At 66.9% G+C, this 20,093-nt stretch carries 19 protein-coding genes; 8 read left to right on the top strand and 11 right to left on the bottom strand.

The features are described from left to right. Positions 1-138 precede the first annotated feature (138 nt). Positions 139-705: a helix-turn-helix domain-containing protein gene (locus BLT21_RS08820; protein WP_091501150.1), complete on the bottom strand. Its 567-nt coding sequence runs from the start codon at positions 703-705 to the stop codon at positions 139-141. Positions 706-921: 216 nt separating this feature from the next. Here BLT21_RS08820 and BLT21_RS08825 point away from each other — a divergent pair, with 216 nt between their 5' ends. Then, positions 922-1,167: a hypothetical protein gene (locus BLT21_RS08825; protein WP_143024961.1), complete on the top strand. Its 246-nt coding sequence runs from the start codon at positions 922-924 to the stop codon at positions 1,165-1,167. Between the two features lie 30 nt (positions 1,168-1,197). Here BLT21_RS08825 and BLT21_RS08830 read toward each other — a convergent pair whose 3' ends face one another. Continuing rightward, entirely contained in the window at positions 1,198-1,566 is a 369-nt protein-coding gene (locus tag BLT21_RS08830; RefSeq protein ID WP_176786854.1) for a nuclear transport factor 2 family protein, read from the bottom strand. Positions 1,567-1,688: 122 nt separating this feature from the next. Next, positions 1,689-2,114 carry an SbtR family transcriptional regulator gene (locus BLT21_RS08835; RefSeq protein ID WP_371113434.1) on the bottom strand — a complete coding sequence of 142 codons (426 nt, stop codon included), beginning with the start codon at positions 2,112-2,114 and terminating at the stop codon, positions 1,689-1,691. A 206-nt stretch (positions 2,115-2,320) separates the two neighbouring features. On the opposite strand from BLT21_RS08835, the gene BLT21_RS08840 reads away from it, so the two are divergent. The 4 genes from BLT21_RS08840 to BLT21_RS08855 all read left to right on the top strand — a co-directional run bounded on the left by BLT21_RS08840 (position 2,321) and on the right by BLT21_RS08855 (position 7,387). Beyond that, positions 2,321-3,091, top strand: a complete 771-nt coding sequence (locus tag BLT21_RS08840) for an SDR family NAD(P)-dependent oxidoreductase (RefSeq protein WP_176786855.1) — start codon at positions 2,321-2,323, stop codon at positions 3,089-3,091. A gap of 82 nt (positions 3,092-3,173) precedes the next feature. Then, complete coding sequence (locus BLT21_RS08845; protein ID WP_091501160.1) at positions 3,174-3,467, top strand: hypothetical protein; 294 nt, start codon at positions 3,174-3,176, stop codon at positions 3,465-3,467. Between the two features lie 2,748 nt (positions 3,468-6,215). Then, a complete protein-coding gene (locus BLT21_RS15645; protein ID WP_176786856.1) occupies positions 6,216-6,842 on the top strand; it encodes a hypothetical protein in 627 nt (208 codons plus the stop codon). A gap of 53 nt (positions 6,843-6,895) precedes the next feature. Continuing rightward, positions 6,896-7,387, top strand: coding sequence for an RNA polymerase sigma factor (locus BLT21_RS08855; protein WP_176786857.1), 492 nt, complete (start codon positions 6,896-6,898; stop codon positions 7,385-7,387). Positions 7,388-7,498: 111 nt separating this feature from the next. Here BLT21_RS08855 and BLT21_RS08860 read toward each other — a convergent pair whose 3' ends face one another. Genes BLT21_RS08860 through BLT21_RS08875 form a run of 4 tightly spaced genes read right to left on the bottom strand, consistent with a single transcriptional unit; the run spans position 7,499 to position 11,197 of the window. Beyond that, the gene (locus BLT21_RS08860) at positions 7,499-8,110 is read right to left on the bottom strand and encodes an RraA family protein (RefSeq protein WP_091501164.1); all 612 of its coding nucleotides are present in this window, start codon (positions 8,108-8,110) and stop codon (positions 7,499-7,501) included. A 3-nt stretch (positions 8,111-8,113) separates the two neighbouring features. Then, positions 8,114-9,121 (bottom strand): tripartite tricarboxylate transporter substrate binding protein, encoded by a 1,008-nt coding sequence (locus BLT21_RS08865; protein ID WP_091501167.1) that lies wholly within the window; start codon positions 9,119-9,121, stop codon positions 8,114-8,116. 21 nt (positions 9,122-9,142) lie between these two features. After that, positions 9,143-10,651, bottom strand: a complete 1,509-nt coding sequence (locus BLT21_RS08870; RefSeq protein WP_091501169.1) for a tripartite tricarboxylate transporter permease — start codon at positions 10,649-10,651, stop codon at positions 9,143-9,145. A gap of 3 nt (positions 10,652-10,654) precedes the next feature. Beyond that, a complete protein-coding gene (locus BLT21_RS08875; RefSeq protein WP_176786858.1) occupies positions 10,655-11,197 on the bottom strand; it encodes a tripartite tricarboxylate transporter TctB family protein in 543 nt (180 codons plus the stop codon). 195 nt (positions 11,198-11,392) lie between these two features. On the opposite strand from BLT21_RS08875, the gene BLT21_RS08880 reads away from it, so the two are divergent. Further along, positions 11,393-12,379, top strand: a complete 987-nt coding sequence (locus BLT21_RS08880; protein ID WP_091501173.1) for a phosphoglycerate dehydrogenase — start codon at positions 11,393-11,395, stop codon at positions 12,377-12,379. A gap of 12 nt (positions 12,380-12,391) precedes the next feature. Next, on the top strand, positions 12,392-13,150 hold the full coding sequence (locus tag BLT21_RS08885; protein WP_091501175.1) for an IclR family transcriptional regulator: 759 nt from the start codon (positions 12,392-12,394) through the stop codon (positions 13,148-13,150). 199 nt (positions 13,151-13,349) lie between these two features. Here BLT21_RS08885 and BLT21_RS08890 read toward each other — a convergent pair whose 3' ends face one another. From BLT21_RS08890 to BLT21_RS08905, 4 genes are all read right to left on the bottom strand, one after another. After that, a complete protein-coding gene (locus tag BLT21_RS08890) occupies positions 13,350-14,666 on the bottom strand; it encodes an ABC transporter substrate-binding protein (RefSeq protein WP_256336002.1) in 1,317 nt (438 codons plus the stop codon). 63 nt (positions 14,667-14,729) lie between these two features. Then, entirely contained in the window at positions 14,730-15,683 is a 954-nt protein-coding gene (locus tag BLT21_RS08895) for a carbohydrate ABC transporter permease (RefSeq protein ID WP_091502189.1), read from the bottom strand. Positions 15,684-15,688: 5 nt separating this feature from the next. After that, the gene (locus tag BLT21_RS08900) at positions 15,689-16,618 is read right to left on the bottom strand and encodes a carbohydrate ABC transporter permease (protein ID WP_371113441.1); all 930 of its coding nucleotides are present in this window, start codon (positions 16,616-16,618) and stop codon (positions 15,689-15,691) included. Further along, positions 16,618-18,759 carry an alpha-galactosidase gene (locus BLT21_RS08905; protein ID WP_256336003.1) on the bottom strand — a complete coding sequence of 714 codons (2,142 nt, stop codon included), beginning with the start codon at positions 18,757-18,759 and terminating at the stop codon, positions 16,618-16,620. The genes BLT21_RS08900 and BLT21_RS08905 overlap by 1 nt, the downstream gene beginning before the upstream one ends. A gap of 185 nt (positions 18,760-18,944) precedes the next feature. Between BLT21_RS08905 and BLT21_RS08910 the strand changes: the two genes are divergently transcribed. Then, positions 18,945-20,090: an ROK family transcriptional regulator gene (locus tag BLT21_RS08910; protein WP_091501183.1), complete on the top strand. Its 1,146-nt coding sequence runs from the start codon at positions 18,945-18,947 to the stop codon at positions 20,088-20,090. Positions 20,091-20,093: the final 3 nt, after the last annotated feature.

A 20,093-nucleotide genomic window follows, 5' to 3' on the forward strand; every position in this document is an offset into this window, starting at 1 on the left:
CGGATCGAGAAGATCCGGCGATGGGGTGGAGCTCAGGGACAGGTGGTGCGATGCCTGCGGGCAGGCGTTTTCGGCATGGCCGAGCACCGGTGCCGACCGTCGGGAGCAGGACGGCACCGGGAGTCGAGGGAGGGAGGCTCAGTCCGTCCGGGGCGGGTTCTCCGAGGGTGGGGTCACGACCCAGAGGGCCTCGCCGACCGCATCGCCGATGTTGACGATGCTGTGCGGCGTCGACGTGCGGTAGTCGATGCTGTCGCCGGCGGTCAGCTCGAACTCCTGGTCGCCGAGGCGGAACCGGAAGCTGCCGCGCAGGATGACGCAGACTTCTTGCGAGTCGCCGTGGGTGTAGCTGTCGTTGCCTTCGCCGTGGCCCGGCTCGTACTCCGACACCAGCACCTCGACGTTGCCGAGCGGGGGCTGGGTGATGCGGAAGTGGCGCACGTCGTTGCCGGCGGCGAGCATCGGCCGCTCGTCCTTGCGGAGCATCGTGCCGAGCGTCGGCTGGGCGCTGAACAGTTCGGTCCAGGAGATGCCGAACGCGCCGGCGATCCGGCGGACGACATCTAGGCTCGTGTTGGCCTGACCGTTCTCGATCTGGCTCACGTAGCCTGCGCTGATCGACGCCCGCCGGGCGAGCTCGCGCGTGGACATCTTGCGCAGGGCGCGCAGCTCCCGCACACGGGGGCCGAGATTCGCGTCGTCCATCGCACTCCTGGGGTGTTGGTAATCACTCTGATCGTTGCCAGTAAGCAGAGCGTATACCGGCAGACCGCGCCGGAAATTGCTGGTGTGTTTCGTCTGTGTAACCGAGTTCCCGGACGCTCCGCAGCGGCCACGGCGTCGCGGAGCTTGCTCTGATGAGATGGGGTGATGGTCGACAACGAGAGCCGACGAGACACCCTGAGCCGCAGACTCGCGATCGTGAACGAGCGCATCGCCGAGCACCCCCTCAGCTCCGAGGAGTTCACGCGGGCGCGAGCCGTCGTCGCTCAGCGCACCGACGACGGTCCGCAGGCCGTGAATGCGGAGTTGCGCGCGCAGGGGCTCCCCAGCCTCGGCGCCCAGGCGCGACTGATCGCTCGGAGGGCGGGATCACTCGCACGCCTGAATCGCAAGCGGCTGCGCCTCGAAACGCGAATCCGCGAGGCGGAACGGCCGCGCAGCTGAGAACGACGCGGATGGTGCACCGCAGCGCCTCTACTTCCACTCGCCTTCCCAGGTGTACAGCTCGTCGGTGACGGCGTACTCACGGAGCTGCGCGATCTTTCCATCACGTTCGGATGCGATCGTCGCTCCCAGGAAGGCTTGGTCCTTGCCGCGTTGGTGGTACTCGAAGCGCCACTCCGCCACGAGGAGATCCCCCGCTCGGAACTCACGTGTGATCGTCCAATCCAGCACGCGCGCTCCGTCCGCGTTCCACTTCTCGCACCACTCCCGGACGCGCTCACGACCGTGGTACACGGGCCCGAAACTCTCGGTGATCACCACATCGTCTGTGACGGTCGCGACGATGCGATCCGCTTCATTTGTTCTCCAGGCTTCGATGTAGTCGGTGAGAGCGCTCATGTGACAATCGAACACCAGCCCCTCGCCCCGGTGTTGCGCAGCTGTTCTCGTCATCCGACGAGCTCGGGCTCGCCCGTTCAGATCGGCGGCTGGCCAGGTTCACCGCTCGGTCGCGTCGCACCTCACGGAGAGCTGGGCGCCAGCCCGTCGAGAACCACGCGGAGGAGAACGCTGCCGGCCTGTCGGGGATCTGCGTCGCGGGCATTGCGTGCGGCGAAGGCCAGGCCGCACATGAGCATCAACACGTGCTGCGCCTCGATGTCGGCTCGAAGCTCGCCTCGCTCGCGCGCGGCTCGCATGCATTCGTCGAGCCGCACGACGAGGCTGTCCCGCAGGGTCCTCGTGCGGTCCGAGAGCGCATCGCCTCGCGACGTCACCCGTTCGAACAACGCGTCTTCGATCAGCATCGCCAGGTAGGCGGAGAGCACCCGCTCGAGCTGGTCCGGCCCCGGCTCGCCGAAGACGTCGTCGAGGGCGGTGAACCGGTTCCACACCAGCGCTTCCTCGAGCTCCCCCACTGATGCGAAGTGGCGGTAGACCGTGGCCACCCCGACATCTGCGGCGCGCGCGACTGCGTTCAGCCCGGGAAGTCGGCCGTCGGCGACCAGTTCACGGGCTGCCTCTTCGATGCGCGCGCGGTTGCGGGCGGCATCGCGGCGAGGGAGGTTCACGGAATGAGCTTACGCCGCCGGTCGAGGTAATCGGATACGCTATCCGTACGGATACTATATCCGCTTCATGCGAAGGAGACGCCATGTCCACCTCATCCCGCCCGCTCGCCGTCGTCACCGGAGCGAGTTCCGGCATCGGTCGGCAATTCGCCCATCGCTACGCGGCCGAGGGATACGACCTCATGCTGGTCGCGCGGTCCGCGGACGCGCTCCGCGCGCTCGCGGATGACCTCTCCGCGAGGCACGGCGTCATGGTGGACGTACACGTCGCCGATCTGGCCCGAGCGGACGACGTCGCCGCTCTCTCCGCGCTGTTGAGGGAGGGCCTGCCCCGGGTCGATCACCTGGTCAACTCTGCCGGCGTGGCTCCGGAGGGCGACCTCGTCGACACCGACGAGTCGGCGATTCGACAGTTGGTCGATCTCAACGTGACCGCGCTCGTCATGCTCACCAGAGCCGCTATCGAGCGGATGCGGGCGCGCGGGGCCGGCACCATCATCAACATCGGCAGCACGGCCGGCTATCAACCGATGCCGCACTTTGCGAGCTACGCCGCCACCAAGTCGTTCGTGATCGCCTTCACCGAAGCCCTGTCGGAAGAGAACCGCCCCTTCGGTCTGCGGATCTTCGCGGTGTCGCCCGGCGATACCGACACCGCTATGGGCACCAGCGCCTCGACGAAGAAGCGGAGGCCCGAGCAGGTCGTCGAGACTGCGTGGCGTGCGATGCCAGGCTCGTCGCCCTCCGTCGTCGATGGTCACACGAACGGGGTTCTCGCCTTCCTGTCATCGCGCCTCCTCCCCAAGCGGCTCGGACTGCGGATCGCCGAGCGCATGATGCGACGCATGGCGTAGCGCGCCGCGCGGCCCCCGCTGGAGCCCGCATCCTTCCACGCTCGGCTCGGGACATGCCGCGTACGATCACCGTGTGCGCAGTATGTCCCGCTCGACCATCACCGCCTGGGTCGCGGCGCTGCTGCTCACCGCCGCGGGCGTCATCGTGCTGGTTGTCGCGGCGGCCACCCCGGCCTCGTTCGGATGGTTCGCTTACCAACCTCTGGCCAATGAGTTCACCCTGGGTTCGGACCGCATCCTCATCACCCGGCAGACACTCGTCGGGGTTCTCCTGACCGTCATCGGGCTGATCGGGCTCAGCTTTCTGCTCGGCAGGTCGCTCCCCTGCAAGACGCCACGAGATGTCACCGTCCATCCGCGACGACCTCCGCTGTGAACCCGGCGGAGTTCTCCAACCAGCCGGCATCGTGATCCCGTCCTCCGGCATGCGGGCATCGGCCCTGGTACAACGGTCGCCAACCCGTGTTGCATAGCGCCGGACATGATGGCATCCACACGTTCGGGAGCGCCGGCCTGGAACGCTCGCCAGTCACGTCGATCTATGTCGGTGCGTCGACCGACTTCCGGCAGGGTCCCGTCTGCTGCCAGTCGACGCCATACTCTACTCACGCTTCCGCCTAACGATCGTTGGGGATCATCCGAACGGGCGGCAGCCGTGCAGTCCTAGCCGTTCTCGCCGTTTTCGCCGTTCTCGCGGCGACAACGGCGAGGCCCAGGCTCGATGCCGAGCCATCGATTGAGTTCGGCCGCCTGCCTCTTGGCAACGAGAAGGCTCGTCACGCTACCGGGCAGCGAACGCGACTCGTACCTCATCCCGTGGTATCTCGCGCTTCGTCCACCACGACCGCACAAGCGTAGCCAGAATGAGCCCGCTGGTGAATGCCAAGCGAATGTTACGTCCGAGCCGGCCAGATGGCCGCAGGTGATGACGGACGGCGCCCATCAGGCGGCTCTCAGGTAGTTCAATGATTTCCGTAGATTCTGAACTTCCGGCGCCATTGGGGACGTCACGGGGTGGGGCGCACGCGTGATCAAACCCATGCGCGCCATACCCTCTTCACTCGCTGTACCACAGCGAGAACAGCCTTTCGCGCAATAGCGTCGAGGCAAGGCAGCCATATCATTCTTCGCGACCTCGATCATCCGCGCGGCTCCGACAAAAGGAATATAGGCCACAGACACCTCCCCGAGGCCCATACAGCGCGTAAACCGCCTGACCATTCCTTCATCTCGATGCTGCCACAATAGGGCGACTCAGTCGCTGAGCAAGCTATGAGCAGACGAAAGTCCAACCTGTACTCGAAGAATTCGCGCCAATTTTAGGACCGCGTTGCGCCTGCCGAACAGGCAAGGCAGCCACGTGAGTTTCCCATCTTTAGTCACGACCTCGATCATTCTCACAGATCCGATGAACGGTATGAAGCCTACTGCTGCACCGACCCCCGCCGAGTACACTTTCACTAGGTCGACCCTCTTGACCTCATCTCGACGAAAAACATACTTCCGAAACCAAGAATTCACGACAAATCCGTCGTCCACGAGTCGCACGTCAAGCCACCAAGGTCTGATGGCGATAAAACCACCTATCAGAAGCCACAAACCATAGGCCCAGGGCAGCAACGCGGCTGGTTGCAGGCAAAGGGACAACAACGCAAGCAAGACATGGCACGCGCCGACCAGAAGTCCGCCTAAGCGCACGCCTCGCGTCGCGCGGGGCACCGGGGCGGGGGACGTCATTCCTCTATTATCTCTCGCTGCCGTGCGGAACTCTCGTCAACTCTGCGAGGTGCTGTGAGCCGAGGAGAGTCCAACGAGCGGCCTGAGCACTCGCACAAGGCGCAGAACTGCGTTTCGTCGTCCGAGTAGACAGCTCAACCACACGATTCGCCCGTCTGCAGTGATCACTTCCACCATTCGCACAGAACCGACGAATGGAATGAATCCAACCCCAACGCCGACCCCCATCGAATAAATGAGGTTGATGTCGATACTCTCGACTTCACCGCGGCGGAAGTGATGGTTCCGGAACCAGGACCGAACGACGAAACCGTCGTCTCGTTTCACTACCGTGAGCGTCCAGGGCCGGATCGCTACCCACAGGCTGATCGCGAGCGCCAAGAGGAGCATCCACGTCGGTGTTGATCCCGGCATGGTGAGGTGGGTGCCCGCGACCAGCGTTGCAAGGCTAGCGCCGAGAATGGTTCCACCGACCCGAACCCCTCGAGTAGCACCAGGTATCTTCTTCGTGATTGTCAAGCTATCGACCATCGCAGCCTCCACCGCTCACGGACACGCCATGAGCTGACCAGGTATCCCTACCGTCGGCCAGTTCCGACTGCGTCCGACCCCTCCGCCATTCAGGATGAGCCTTGTTCGGAGAAAGGATATCTCCTATCTGCACCGTCGATGAGCAGGTCGGCAATTCAGTATGCCCGCCGTTTGCTACACATGGTCTGCGGCAGTGAGATGCCACGTCCACGACGTAGCTCGATATCGATCATGCGAAGTCGAAGATTCAGCCGATTATCGGATCCGGCGAATCCATTCCACCAACCTTCGTAGGGCGTAGCCACGCTCGCGTCCGTATCGATGAGCGGTATCCGGTGCGTGCGAAAATGACCGACTACGACCAGAACGTCACGGTCCTCCACAAGTGCCTTCACCCTGAAAGAAAGCACTACGCCTACGACTGCGGGTACACCGGCGAGCAGCAACCCTGTTGGATTGCCGGTCGCACGAAAGGCCAGCCCTGAACTGATCAGCAGCACTGTCGCGACAATCAGGTTGAGGACGCGCTGCCCCCTGCCAATGAAGCGCAATTCGTGTCTCAGCTCTGCCCAGTCCGACCCTTCAGGTCGCACCGTACATCCCTCGACCCCCTTCGGTCCGGTAAGCCCTGCGCGGGCCCGCGCGCCGGTATCGTCGGCCCGACCGCGGAGCTCTCGCCCTGAGAGTTCATGTTAGGGACTGCGTTGCACGAGGGATGGGTTGTCGGGGCGGCGGCGGGTGCGCCTGCGGCTGAGGTGGGATCGGCGCGGATCGCACGTGTCACACTTCGAGGGATGCCGGGCATTTCATCTGTGACGGCGGACGTTCCGCAGTCGTGAGACGGATGGGGTACCCCGTGAGTAAGCGCAGTGTCGATGAGGTCTTGTCGGGCAGCAGCCCGACCTTCTCCCCCTCGGTCGCGACGGAGGCGGCGCTCGACGCGCTCGTCCTGGAATCGCGTCACGCGGGGCCGAGCCGAGCGACGAGACATCGGAAGAGCCTCATGTGGCTCGTGCCGGGAGCGGTCGTCGCGGTAGGCGCGTTGACGGCTGGCGCCGTCGTGGCCGACCAGATGACACGGCTGGACGTTCCCATCGCGGTCGAGTACACGACCGACACCGGTGTGACGGTGTCGTGCACCGCCGAGATCGCGAGCTCTCTGTTCTCGCCCCGCTTGGCGGAAGTCACCGAGTACTACGACACCCACGAGTTCGCGGCGGACGGCCTCGGTCAGCGGATCTACGAGTACGCACTCGTCCTCACGGGAGAGAAGCAAGGCACGACCGCCGATCTCCCCGACTCCGTCGGATGGCTCCCCGGCGACGGGAGCAGCCCCGACTGGGAGCCTCAGCCTGCCCGCAGCGCCCTCGCCGAATCGATGCTCTACTTCATCGTGCTCGACGTCGAGCACGAACTCGGTCTGGCAGAAGGGCGCAGTGGAGCCGCCGAGCTGCAGAGCGACTGCACGGGACAACTGCATTGACCGTCGCAGTGACATGGCCCTCCCCCACGCCGGTGGGCTCGGATCTGGCGGACGTGTTCCGGCGCGAGGCGGGCGGGCTGCTCGGCTTCTTCATCAAGCGTGACGTCCCCGCCGAGGACGCCGCTGATCTGGTGAGCGACACCTTCCTGGCAGCGTGGCGATCGAGCCGGACCAGCACCGTCCCCCCGGACCTGATACGCGCCTGGCTGTTCGGGATCGCCCGCAAGACGTTGTCTCGGTACCGCCGTGGACGCAGCAGACGATCCGCTTTGGGCGACCGGCTGCGAGCGACGCTGGCAGCGGATTCGGCGATTCAGCAGCCCGCGGGATCAGGTGACCACGACCTGCACGATCACGTTCGCGCTCTCATCGCCTGCCTTCCCGAAATCGATCGTGAGATCGTCCGCCTGGTCTATTGGGATGGGTTCACACAGGAGGAGGTCGCGACGATCCTCGGCAAGCCGGCCACCGCGATCCGCGCCCGGTTGTCCCGCGCCCGGAAGCTCCTGCGAGATCAGCTGGCGGAGAGCGGCGACGTCGAGTGACCCACCCGATGCGCCACCACCCTCTGCAAGGTTGACGGGTGCGTCGGGCCGCGGAATGCCGATGCGGCCACCCCGGGCATCTCGGGGTGGCCGCATCCCGGGCAGGCGGACTCAGCTCGCCGGGGTCAGGTGCCGCTCGAGCTCGCGGCGGCGGTCGTCCTCGCGCGCCTGAACGGCTTCGGCCGCCGAGACGACGCTCGCGGCCGACGCGAGCGGAATGACTGCGACGCCGTCGGCATCCGCGACGATGACATCGCCGGGAGACACCGAGACACCGCCGACGGCGATGGGGACGCCGAGGCGGCCGGGCCCGTGCTTGTACGGCCCCGCGGGGGTGAGCGCCCGGGCGAACACCGGCATGCCGTACTCACGCATCCCGTCGGCATCGCGGACCGCTCCATCGATGACGAACCCGGCGATGCCCTTGGCCTTCGCGCGCGCCGCGATCAGTTCGCCGATGAGGGCCCGCGTGAGGTCGCCGTTACCGTTGACCACGATGACGTCGCCGGCCTGGGCCTCGTCGATGGCGTTGTGGATCCAGAGGTTGTCTCCCGACCGGGTCCAGCAGGTGAACGCGGGTCCGGTGATGGTCGCGCCCGCCCAGATCGGGCTGATTCCCGCATCCATGAGCCCCAGCCGGTCCATGCCGTCGCCGATGTTGGCGGAGGGGATACGGGCGAACCGCGCGAGCAGTTCGGCGCTCGGCCTGTCGTTGCCGGACATGCGTCAGCCGTTCTCTCGGACGAGGTCGACGAGTCCGGCGAGGGTCTCGGTCCGTTCGGCCCAGAAGGCGGCGTAATCCGTCGAGTCCTGGTAGGTGGGCTGCAGGCCCAGGTCCTCCATGCGGCCGATGAGACCGTCGTCCTGCATGACCTCTCCGATGGCGTCGGAGAGCTTCTGGACGATCTCGTCGGGCGTATCGGCCGGGAAGGCGTAGCCGCGGGCCGAGCCGAGCTCGACGTCGTAGCCCGCTTCGGCCGCCGTCGGAACGTCGGGCAGGAACGGGCTGCGCTCATCCGCGAGCACCGTGAGCACGCGCGCGCTGCCGCTCTCCTCCAGCTGCTTGACGTCGCCGACGTTGCCCACGAGCACGTCGACGTTGCCGCCGAGGAACGCGGTCGTGGCCTGTGCCGCGCCGTCCGCGAAGTGGACGGGCCGGATGTCGACCCCCGCCGCCTCGTTCAGCAGCAGAAGACCGAAGTGATCCTGGCTCCCGATGCCCGTCGTCGAGGCCGTGATCGTGTCGGGGGCGGCCTCGGCCGCAGCCAGGAGGTCGTCGAGCGATTCGTAGGGGCTGTCGGGCGCGACGGCGATCGCGGTGGGGTCGGTCACCTGCAGCGCCGCGGGAGCGAAGTCCTCCGGCGTGTACGCGGCGCCGCGGCTCTCGTCGAGCGCTGAGACGATGACTCCCGGGATCGTGGTGAGGCCGAAGGTGTACCCGTCGGGGTCGGCTCCGGCGAGCGCGGTGTATCCGATCTGCCCGCCCGCGCCCGGCCGGTTCTCGACGACGATCGTGGCGTCGAGCTCCTCCTCGAGAGCGTCGGCGAGCAGGCGGGCTCCGACATCCGAGCTCCCGCCCGGGTCGAAGGCGACGATGAGGGTGATGGGCTTCTCGGGCCACGACGTCTCTTCGTCGCCGCCGGCGCCGGCGGCGTTGCCGCGCTGTGCGCAGCCGGAGAGGACGACGCTCGCGAGCGTGAGGCTCGCGAGGCCGGCGATGAGGGTTTTCCGCATGATGATGCTCCTTTGCGACGGTCAGACTTCGGAGTCGACGGGCAGGTGGGCGCGCGCTTTGAGGCGGCGCCCGCCGATCGCCGACAGGACGAGGATCAGCGTCGCCACTGCGAGCAGGACGAGCGCGATGGGACGGGTGAGGAAGAAGCCGAAGTCTCCGTTGGAGATCTGCAGCGTCTGGCGGAGGGCCGACTCGAGGAGCGGGCCGAGCACGAGCGTGAGCACGAGCGGAGCCAGCGGGAGGTCCAGCCGGCGGAACGCGAGACCCAGCAGGCCGAAGGCGATCATGATGAAGATGTCGACCACGCTGCGGTTGACGGCGTATGTGCCGACGAAGATGAACACGTAGACCATGGCAGCCAGCACCGGGAACGGGATGGCGAGCACCTTCGTCCACAGCCCCACCAGAGGCACGTTGAGCACGAGGAGCAGCGCGTTGCCGATGAAGAGGCTGGCGATCACGGTCCACACCAGCAGCGGATCGGTCTGGAAGAGCAGCGGTCCGGGAACGAGCCCGTTCTGGAGGAAGGCGCCCATCAGTACGGCGATGGCCGGTGATGCGGGGATCCCGAGGGTGAACAGCGGGATGAACGCGGCATTGGCGTGCGCGTTGTTCGCCGTCTCCGGTGCTGCGACGCCCTCGATCGCACCCGTGCCGAGCTGCCTGCGGAAACGCCCGACGCGCCGCTCGGTGCTGTAGGCGAGGAGCGAGGAGATCGTGCTGGTGATGCCGGGAACGATGCCGATACCGGTGCCGATGAGCGTGCCGCGACCGACAGCGGGGGCGGCGCGTCGCAGGTCGGTGCCGCTCGGGATGAGCTCGCGGAGCTTGGGGCTGCGGGCGCGTACCGTGCCCCCCGCCGAGACGTGCAGCAGCTCGCCGAGCCCGAAGATGCCGACGAGGACCGGGACGATGCTGATGCCGTCGAGCAGGTGCTCGCTGCCGAAGGTGAATCGCGGCAGCCCCTCGACCGGGTCGATGCCGACCATGGCGATGACCATTCCGATACCCGCCGAGATGATGCCGGCCGACACCGACCTGCCCACGAGACCCACGAGCAGAGCGAGCCCCACCACGACCAGCGAGAAGAACTCCGGCGGCCCGATCATGAGGCCGAGGCTGGCGAGCGGCTGCGCCGCGATGACGAGTGCGATCGTCGCGACCGTGCCGCCGATGAACGAGCCGACACCGGCGACGGTGAGGGCGACACCGCCGCGTCCCTTCTTGGTCATCGCGTAGCCGTCGATGCACGTGATCGCCGACTCGCCCTCACCGGGGATGTTCAGCAGCACGCTGGTGATCGTTCCGCCGTAGGCGGTTCCGTAGAAGATCGCGGCGAGCATGATGATCGCCGAGGCCGGCTCCATGCCGAAGGTGATGGGCAGCAGGATCGCGATCCCCGCCGTCGATCCGATCCCCGGCAGCAGGCCCAGCACCGTTCCGACGAGGCAGCCGATCAGAGCGAACAGCAGGTTCTCGGGCGTCGCCGCTGCGGCGAGTCCCTGCAGGAGGTAGTCCCAGGTGTTCATGCGTCACAGCCCCAGGTCGTAGAGGAACGGGATGCCCGCGCCCGGGAGCGGCACGCTCAGGACGTTGGAGAACAGGCTGTACACGCCGAAGCTGCCGGCGAGCGAGAGGATGATCGTGAGCACCCACGAGCGGCGAGCGACGACCTTCAACTGGAAGACCAGGAAGAGCAGCACGCTGACCTGGAACCCCAGGACCTCGAGCAGCACGGCCAACAGGATGAGGCTCACCAGAGTCGTGATGATCTGGCGCGGGGTGGCGGGGACCTCGGCCGCGGCCGCCTCCGGCGTCGCCGCGTGCTCGACCACGTTCGGTCGGCGCCACTGCGCGAGACCCCAGGTGGCGGACGCCGCCGCCACGATCAATCCGGTCCAGAACGGGAAGAACCCCGGCCCGGGCCCGAGGGGCGTCCAGAGGCCCAGCGGCAGTGCCGCGAGCGCAGTGATGGCTCCGAACAGCAGGAAGAGGGCGGCGGCGATCACCCCCGGGATGGATCGCACGTACTGGGGTGACCCGATCGTGCCCGTGCGCAGATCTTCTGGCGACATTGCGGTGCGCTTCCTCGTCATCGTTGACTAGTTCGAAGTTCTCATACAGTGATAAGAGCTATCAAATTTGGTGCGGTTGTGACATTGTCGACCCACAACGTCGTAAACGTCAAGGCCGCTGTTCACCCGGCCTTGCGAAGTCCGCTCCGAGGGATCCCGCTGGGGAGACGCCTCGAAACGGGAAAGGGAACCGTCATGGACACCGCTCGCATCCTCATCACCTCCGCGTTCCTCCGTCCGGGCGATGAGACCGATCTGGCTCTGAAGCAGCACGGCTTCGACACCGTGCATGCTCCGCTGCGGGGTCCGCGCCCGCCCGGCGAGCTCGAAGATCTCCTCTCGGACGTCTCGGCCGTCATCGCCGGCAGCGACCGCTTCGACGATCGCGCGATCGCCTCGGCTCCCGACCTGCGCGTCATCGCGCGCACCGGCGTGGGCTACGACAGCATCGACACCGCGGCGGCCTCGTCGCACGGGGTCGCAGTCTGCAACGCGCCGGGGGTCAACAGCGACGCCGTCGCCGAGCTCGCCCTGACCTTCATCCTGATGCTGGCCCGCCGGGTTCCCGAAGCCATGCGCAGCGTCCGCGAAGGCGCGTGGGCGCGCCCCACCGGCATCCAACTCGACGGAGCGACGCTCGGCATCGTGGGCCTCGGAGCCATCGGGCGGACCGTCGCACATCACGGGCAGACCTTGGGCATGAACGTCATCGCACACGATCCGTACGCCGACCCCGGGTACGCCGCAGACCACGGCATCGAGCTGCTGGATCTCGACCGGGTCCTCGCGGCCGCCGACTTCATCAGCCTGCACATCGCCCTCACGCCCGAGACGCATCACCTCATCGACGAACGGGCGCTGCGGCGCATGAAGAAGACGGCCTACCTCATCAACACCGCCCGAGGACCGGTCGTCGACGAAAGGGCCCTCGTGGCCGCGCTGGACGCGGGCGAACTCGCGGGGGCGGCCCTCGACGTCGTCGAAGAAGAGCCTCTCGCCGTCTCGAGCACGCTGCGCGACCACCCTCGCGCGTTCGTGACGGCCCACATCGGCGGCTCCACCTCGCAGGCACGCGACGAGTCGGCACGGGTCGCCGTGTCGTGCGTCGTCGACATCCTGCACGGGCGCACCCCTCGTAGTGTGGTGAACCCGGAGTACCTTCAGCACCTCGTGACCGGGTAGGAGAAGTCAGCGATGCCCACACCGACCGAGTCGAACACCATGCGCTCGCTCGAGCGGGCCATCGATGTGCTCGAGGTGCTCGACAGCAGTCGGCAGCCGTTACGACTGACCGAGGTGGCGCGGCGCGCGGGCCTGCATGTCGCGACGACGCAGCGCATCCTGAACGTGCTCGAGGCGCGGGGACGCGTCGAGCGCGACGACGGCGGTTACCGGCCCGGCGTCGCCCTCCTGTTCGGGGCGCACGCGTATCTCCTCACCAGCCCGCTCGTCGCCTCGGCCCTGCCGCATCTCCAGGACCTCGCCACGGCGACCGGGCTCACCGCGTCGCTCTTCGTCCGGACCGGACTGTCGCGCGCCGTCGTCTCGCGCATCGAAGGGGTGCGCCCGATGCGGTACGTCCTGCCGGTGGGAGAGCGGCTGACGCTCACGCAGGGGGCGGGCAAGGTGCTCGCCGCGTACCTCTCCGAGGCGGAGCTCGACGACCTGCTCGCCAGCGGGTCCAGCCTCGACAGGGCCGACGGCACCCGGGTCACCGAGCGGCAGTTCCGCAAGGAGCTGGTCGGCATCCGTCGTGACGGGTTCAGCTGGTCCAGCAACGGGCGGGCCATCGGTGTCGCCTCGATCGCCGCACCCATCCACGACCGCGCGGGCCACTGCGTCGCGGGTGTTCAGATCGCCGCCAGCACCTCCGACCTCACCGAAGCCGACATCCCGACAGTGAGCATCGAGGTGCGCCGCGCCGCCGCGGCCATCATGGAGACGCTGCTGTAGCCGCGCATTCATCCCCGAACGGCTCGGGACGTGCCGCGTCCGACCGCCGTGTGCGCAGAATGCCCCACTCGACCGTCGCCGCCTGGGTCGCGGCGCTGCTCCTCACGGCCGCGGGCGTGATCACCGTGCGTCCGCGACGACCTCCGCTTTGAGGGGTCCACGCAGCGAGCGCGGACCCCTCATGTTCCCCATAGGCGCGTCAGTCGAACAGTGCGTCGACCTCACCGGCTGCGGCACGCAGGGTGTCGGCGTCGCCTTGACCGAGGAGGACGGCCTCGACGGCCGGCTCCATGATCGCGAGGATCGAGCTCCACTTGTCGGCGATGGGCGCTTCGACGAACGCGCCCGCGTCGACGGCATCGAAGTAGACCGAGACGTCGATGCCAGCCGCGTCGAAGGCCGCACGCGCCTTTTCGCTCGAGCTCGCGACGGCGGGGAAGACCACAGCCGCGTCCGCAACGATGTCCTGGCAGTCGGCGGTCGCGAGGTAGCCCACGAACTTCTCTGCTGCATCGGGGTGCTCGGTCGAAGCGAGCACGGAGTCGGCGAGACCGTTCAGCACGCCCGCGCGCTCACCGCTCGGCCCGATCGGAAGCGGTGCAAGTGCTGTGGTCACACCGGTCATCGAGAAGTACGCCTTTGCGTTCCAGCTGCCATCGGTAACCAGCGCGTAGCGTCCGGCACCGTACGCCTCCTGGATGCTCGTGCCCGAGATGGCGGACTCGTAGCTGGGCATGTAGCCCTTCTCGATCAGACCGGCCCACCATTCGATCGTCGCGATGTACTCGTCTTCGCCGTAATTGAAATCGGTGCCGAAGGGGTTCTCGTCGGCGTACGTCCAGTCGTTGGTGAGTGCGTAGGGGCTCCACTGCGTCTGACCGAACGCACCGATGCCCGATTTGGCCTTGAGCCCGAGCCCGTAGACCTCCACCTTGGACTTGTCGAAGCCCGGCTCGTCACCGCGGACGCCATTCGCATCGACGGTGAGGTGCGCAATGACCTGCTCCCACGAGCCGCCGTCCGTCGGGTTCCAGTCGAGGTCGGCGAGATCTTCAGCCGCGTAGCCGGCTTCGGTGACGTAGTCGACGTTGTAGAGCGTCGCCACAGTGTCCCAGTCCTTCGGCAGCCCGTATCGTTTGCCGTCCTGGCCGATCCAGCGCTCGGCCAGACCTTCGCGGAAGCTCGTGAGGTCGACCGCGACGTCGTCGAGCGGCAGCAGCTGACCGTTGGTGGCGAGCTCCGGGTAGAACGACGCGTGGTTGGTGATGACATCGGGAGCGTCACCGCCGACGAGGCTCGTCGTGAGCGTCTCGAAGTAGTCGTTCCAGCCGACCTGTTCGATCTCGACGGTGATCTCGGGGTTCGCGGCCGTGAAGTCCTCGACGCACTGCTCGTAGGCGGGCAGCTGATTCGAGTCCCACAGCCAGTAGCGCAGCGATGCGGACTCGTCCGCACCGTCGCCGGCGCTCGAGCATCCGGCAACTGCGAGCACCGAGCCGACCGCAACGACAGCCATTGCGGTGCGAGTTCGCGAAATCTTCATTGATTGCCTTTCGTTGGTGTGTGGTGGTGCAGGTGCCTATTTGGTGCCCGAATAGCCGATCGAGTTGATGATCTTGCGGCCCAGGAGCACGAACAGGAGCATCACGGGTAGTGCGGCGATGAGCGTTGCGGCCATCAGCCCGGCCCAGTCGGGACCACCCTGCGGTGTCTGCGACCGGAAGACGCCGAGAGCGACCGTGAGCACGCGGACGTCCTCGCTGCGACCGACGACGAGCGGCCAGAAGTATTCGTTCCACGCATTGATGTAGGTGAGGATCGCGAGCGTCGCGATCGGCGACCCCATCAACGGGAGCACGACCGAGGTGAACCGTCGGACATGACCCGCGCCGTCGAGGATCGCCGCCTCCTCGACTTCCCGGCTGATCCCGAGGAAGAACTGACGCAGGAAGAAGATCGCGAACGGCGTCATCAGCATGGTTGGCAATGCGATGCCCAAGTGGGTGTTCAGCAGCGACAGGTCGCGAATGGTGATGAAGTTCGGGATCGTGGTGAAAATCACCGGCACCATCAGCGCGGTCAACAGCATGCCGAAGACGAAGTCGCGGCCGGGCCAGCGCAGCCGGGCGAACGCGTACGCCGCCATCGAACAGAACACCACCTGGCCCGCCGTGATCAGGGTCGACACGATCACCGAATTCCGCAGGTACAGCCAGAAGTTCAGCGACGCACCCGAGCCGCCCTCCGACAGCGACTCAGCCGTGTCCGCCAGACCGAGCACGCGGCGATACGCACCGAGGGTGAAGTCCACGGGGAGCGGCGAGCCCGGATCGCTCGCGAGCGACAGGTTGTTGGAGAACGATGTGCGCAGCATCCAATAGAACGGGAACAGCGTCAGCGCGATCAGCAGGCCCAACATCACCCAGGCGGTGATCCTTCCGATGCGCACGCGACGGCTGCCGGCGGCGCGATCGGGCGGCGACGGGCGACGGCGCCCTGTCACGACGACGCGAGTGCTCGAAGTGGTGGTCATGTCGGTCACCCCAGGTCGGATTGGTTCGCACGCGTCGCGCGCAGCTGGATGTAGGTGAAGACGGCGAGGAGGACGAACAGGGCCATCGCCAGCGCCGATCCGTATCCGAACTCTCCGCGGGTGAACGCGACGTCGTAGATGTAGAAGTTGATGACGCGCGTTGCGTTCACAGGGCCACCCGACGTGGTCACGGCAACCGTGTCGAAGACCTGGAAGGCGCCGGTCACGGTGACGACGAGGACCATCGCGAGCACCGGTCGGAGCAGCGGCAGAGTGATGCTGCGGAACATCCGGAGCTCACCCGCGCCGTCGAGCGCTCCCGCCTCGTAGACATCCTTCGGGATCATCTGAAGGCCGGCGAAGATGAGCAGCGCGGTGTACCCGAGGTGGCGCCACACATTGATGAACGCGATCGTCGGGATGGCGAGTGCGGAATCTCCGAAGAACGCGAGACGGTCGAGCCCAACCCAGGAGATGAACTCGTTCACCACACCGATCTGGTAATCGAACATGTAGAACCACACGAGTGCGGCGATCACGTTCGCGATCATGTAGGGCACGAGCATGATGCCCCGCACGACGATCGATTGCGTCAGCCGGTGCAGCAGGACCGCGACGGCGAGCGCGAGGACGGTCTGGAAACCGATGTTCAGGACGACGTAGTAGACCGTGACGCCGAGCGCGTTCCAGAAGACCGAATCGCCGATCAAGCGCTCGTAGTTGGCGAACCCGACCCAATCCGGCTGGCCGAGGAGACTGTACTCGGTGAAGCTGAAGTACGCGCCGCGGAGAGCCGGCCACACGAAGAAGGCGGCGAACCCGATGATCGCGGGCGCAGCGAAGAGCCACCCCGCCAGCCCGTCGCTGCCGACGCCGCCGGTGAAGCGCCGTCGGCGTCGGGGCGTTCCCGCCGTCGTGATCGCTTGCGTCGCCATCATTCCTCCGCGTCGAGTCGTGTGACCCGAATCAGCAGTGCCGAATCGGGGGCGAGAGCCGGGATCTGCACCCCGGCAACGGTGAGCGCCGCACCTGTGGCGCGCAGACCCTGCTCCCACCAGGCTGGGATCGGGTGACCGTTGTAGCGCAAGATGCCATCGGCGGGTGCGGCAGCACGCACCGTGTACACCGCGGCATCGTCGAGCCCCGGAAGCGGTACGGCTCCGGGAGGAGCACCTACGCCCGTCCCGACGGCTGCGATGGAGAACAGCGCATCGCTGCGGTCGCGCGCGACCGAGCCGCGAACGCTCAGCGACGGATCCGGGTGGTCCGAGCGTACGACGTCGGCGGTGTGCAGCAGGTGGCGGACCGACTTGTAGAACGCGATCCACTCGCGGAGCTCCTCGATCTCGGCATCCGTCGCCTCACGAAGATCCCACTCGATGCCGAGGTTGGACATCAGTGCGGTCATCGCCCGGTACGAGAGCCGGTGGCGTCGCCGAGTCGCGTGCGCAACACTCGATCCGATGTGCGAACCGAGCAGCTCGGGGGGCACCGTCACGCTGGTCCAGAGGTCGATCCGCTGACGCTCGTGGGCGTCGATGCAGTCGCTCCCCCACATCCGATCTGCGCGTTCGAGCACCTCGAGGTCGGCCCGCGCGCCGCCCGATGAGCACGACTCGATCTCGAGGTCGGGGAAGCGCTCATGCAACTCGTCGAGCAATCGGTACAACGCTACGGTCTGGCCGTGGACCGCGGCTCTACCGCCGTCGCGGCCGGCATCGATGAGATCGCGGTTGTGGTCCCACTTGATGAAGGTCAGGCCGAGCTCCTCGACGAGCCCGACGATGGCGTCGCGCACATGCGAGTACGCGGCAGGGTTCTGCAGATCGAGCACCTGCTGATACCGAGAGGTCGGCGGGTGACGGTGGCCGGGTGAGAGGATCCACTCCGGATTCGCGCGTGCCGCGTCGCTGTCCGGGTTGATCATCTCGGGCTCGAACCACAGCCCGAACTCCATCCCGAGCGATCGCACATGCTCCGCGAGCGGCACGAGACCGTCGGGCCAGACGTCCCGGTCGATGGTCCAATCGCCCAGACCCGCCTGCTTGGACCGGCGACCGAGGAACCAGCCGTCGTCGAGCACGAACCGCTCGACACCGACCCCCGCCGCCGCGGTCGCGAGCTCGAACAGCGCCGCCGGCTGGTGGTCGAAGTACACGGCCTCCCAGGTATTCAGCACGACGGGTCGACGGGTCGTGCGGTGCCGCGTCCGAGCCCGGAGGTGATCATGGAACCGCCGGCTGATGCCGTCGATCCCCTCGCCGTGCGACCCGTAGATCCACGGCGAGCTGTATTCGTCGCCGCGGCCCAGGATCACTTCGCCGGGCAGCAGGAGTTCCTCACCGCCGAGAATCGTCCGGCCGTTGGTCTGCCGTTCGGCGAAGGTGCGGTGGTTCCCGCTCCACGCGGTCTGGATCGCCCAGACCTCGCCGTGACGGAAGCCGAAGCCAGACGTGCCGACCGCGTAGACGAGGCTCGCGTCGTGGCCGGTCCGGCCATGGCGACCGTCGCGGGAATGCGTCCCGACGGTCAGCGCGTGTCGCTGGGCCTGGGCTTCACGCATGTGACGACCCGCGAAGTCGAGCACTTCGGCCGCTCGCGTGGGCACGGGGAAGCCGAGACGCGCCGCGTTCAGCGTGAACGGGTCGTCGGACTGATTACGGATGTGCAGGCGGGTTCGGACGAGCCCCGATTCGAGTGCCTCGAGCTGGATGACGACCTCGATCGAGAGGTCTTCGTCACGCAGCGTGAAGGTGCGCGATGCCGCCGTCCGTGGATCCGACGAGCCGTCGACGTCGACGTCGACGAGCGACAGCTGGATCGCGAATGCGACGCCGTCGCGGTGCCCTTCGATCCCGGGAAGTCCGACCCACCCGCGACTCACGTCGGGGATGATGCTGAACGGCACCGGCTCATCGACGCTGTTCGAGGCGATCTGTGGCACGCTCGCGTCAGCGAACGCGGCGAGTGCGTCGCCCTCCAGGCCGAGGGGCCGTCCCCAATGGACGATGCGCGGGACTCGCGACGACCGAGCGTCGACGATCAGCTGCACATCTGCGCCAGTGAGCACATGCATGCCCGATTCGTTCAGCATCTTTGCCTTCCGTTGTTGACATCATTATCGTCACAGAAAGCATATGGCGCAAATCTGGGCGCGAACGGACAGATTGTGGGCTAAAGCACTGCGAATGAGTACCGCGCTGGAACCGGCTGAGGGTCTGAGTGTTCAGGCGCAAAAAACATCGCGCTACGCTGACACCCATGAGTTTGGATGGCGTCGGGGCGGTCAACGGAACGGGGTCGGGAGGCAGTGCGCGCGCCGTCGCCCGCACGGTCTTCGTCTACGGTCCGCTCTCGCGCAGCGAGGTCGCCCGCCGGCTCGGCCTGTCTCCGGCGAGCCTCACCCGACTCGCCCGGCCTCTCATCGAGCAGGGCCTCCTCGTCGAAGACGGCGCGATCGCCGACCCCGGTCACGGACGGATCATGCGACCGCTCGACATCGCGCCCGACCTGCGGTTCATCGGGGTGAAGATCACGGTCGCCACCGTGCATGGTGTGCTGACCGACGCGCGGGCCAACGTGCTCACGCTCGTTGACGCACCGCTCGACGACACCACTCCCGACAGCGTGCTGACGGCCATCGTCGCTGTCGTCGGTGAACTCGCGGCCGCAGCGGACGGGGCGCGCGTGCACAGCATCGGCGTGTCGTTGGGCGGCCATACCGACGACAACGCAACGGTCGTCGTGTCTCGGAGCCTCGGCTGGCGCGATGTCCCACTCGGAAGCCGGGTCGCCGAGCGCACCGGACTGCCCGTCGTCGTCGAGAACGACGTGACCGCGATCACGGTGGCCCAGCACCTCTTCTCAGCAGCCCGCGACAGCGAGCGCTTCGCTCTGGTGACCGTCGGCGTGGGTGTCGGCTGCGGACTGGTCATCAACGGTGATGTCGTCCGGCAACTCGACCCGGCCTCGCCGTCACCGTCGATGCTCGTGCTCAACCCCTCCGGCCCCACAGTGCCCGAGGGGCCGCGCGGCAGCGCACTCGCCTACTTGTCCTCCGCGAACATCGCGATGGCGGCGTCAGCCGCAACCGGCAGACTTCTGACCTTCGAGCAGACCATCGCGGCTGCCCGCGCGGACGACCCGGCTGTCCTCGGCGTCGTGCGCGAGAGCGCCTCCTACCTCGGTCGCTTCATCGCCAGCATTGCGACGATCAACTACGTCACCGAGTTCCTGCTCTCGGGCGAAGGCGTCGAGATCGCCGAGATCGGTGAAGACGCCATGCTCGCAGCGGTCGCGGAGTCGCGTCCCGCGTGGGGTGCACCGCTGCACATCGACATCACTCCCACAGTGATGGCCGACTGGGCACGCGGTGCGGCTGCGATCGCGATCCGTTCGCTGATCTGACCC

Origin of the sequence: Microbacterium sp. cf332, from assembly GCF_900102175.1 — a bacterium.
Lineage (GTDB): Bacteria > Actinomycetota > Actinomycetes > Actinomycetales > Microbacteriaceae > Microbacterium.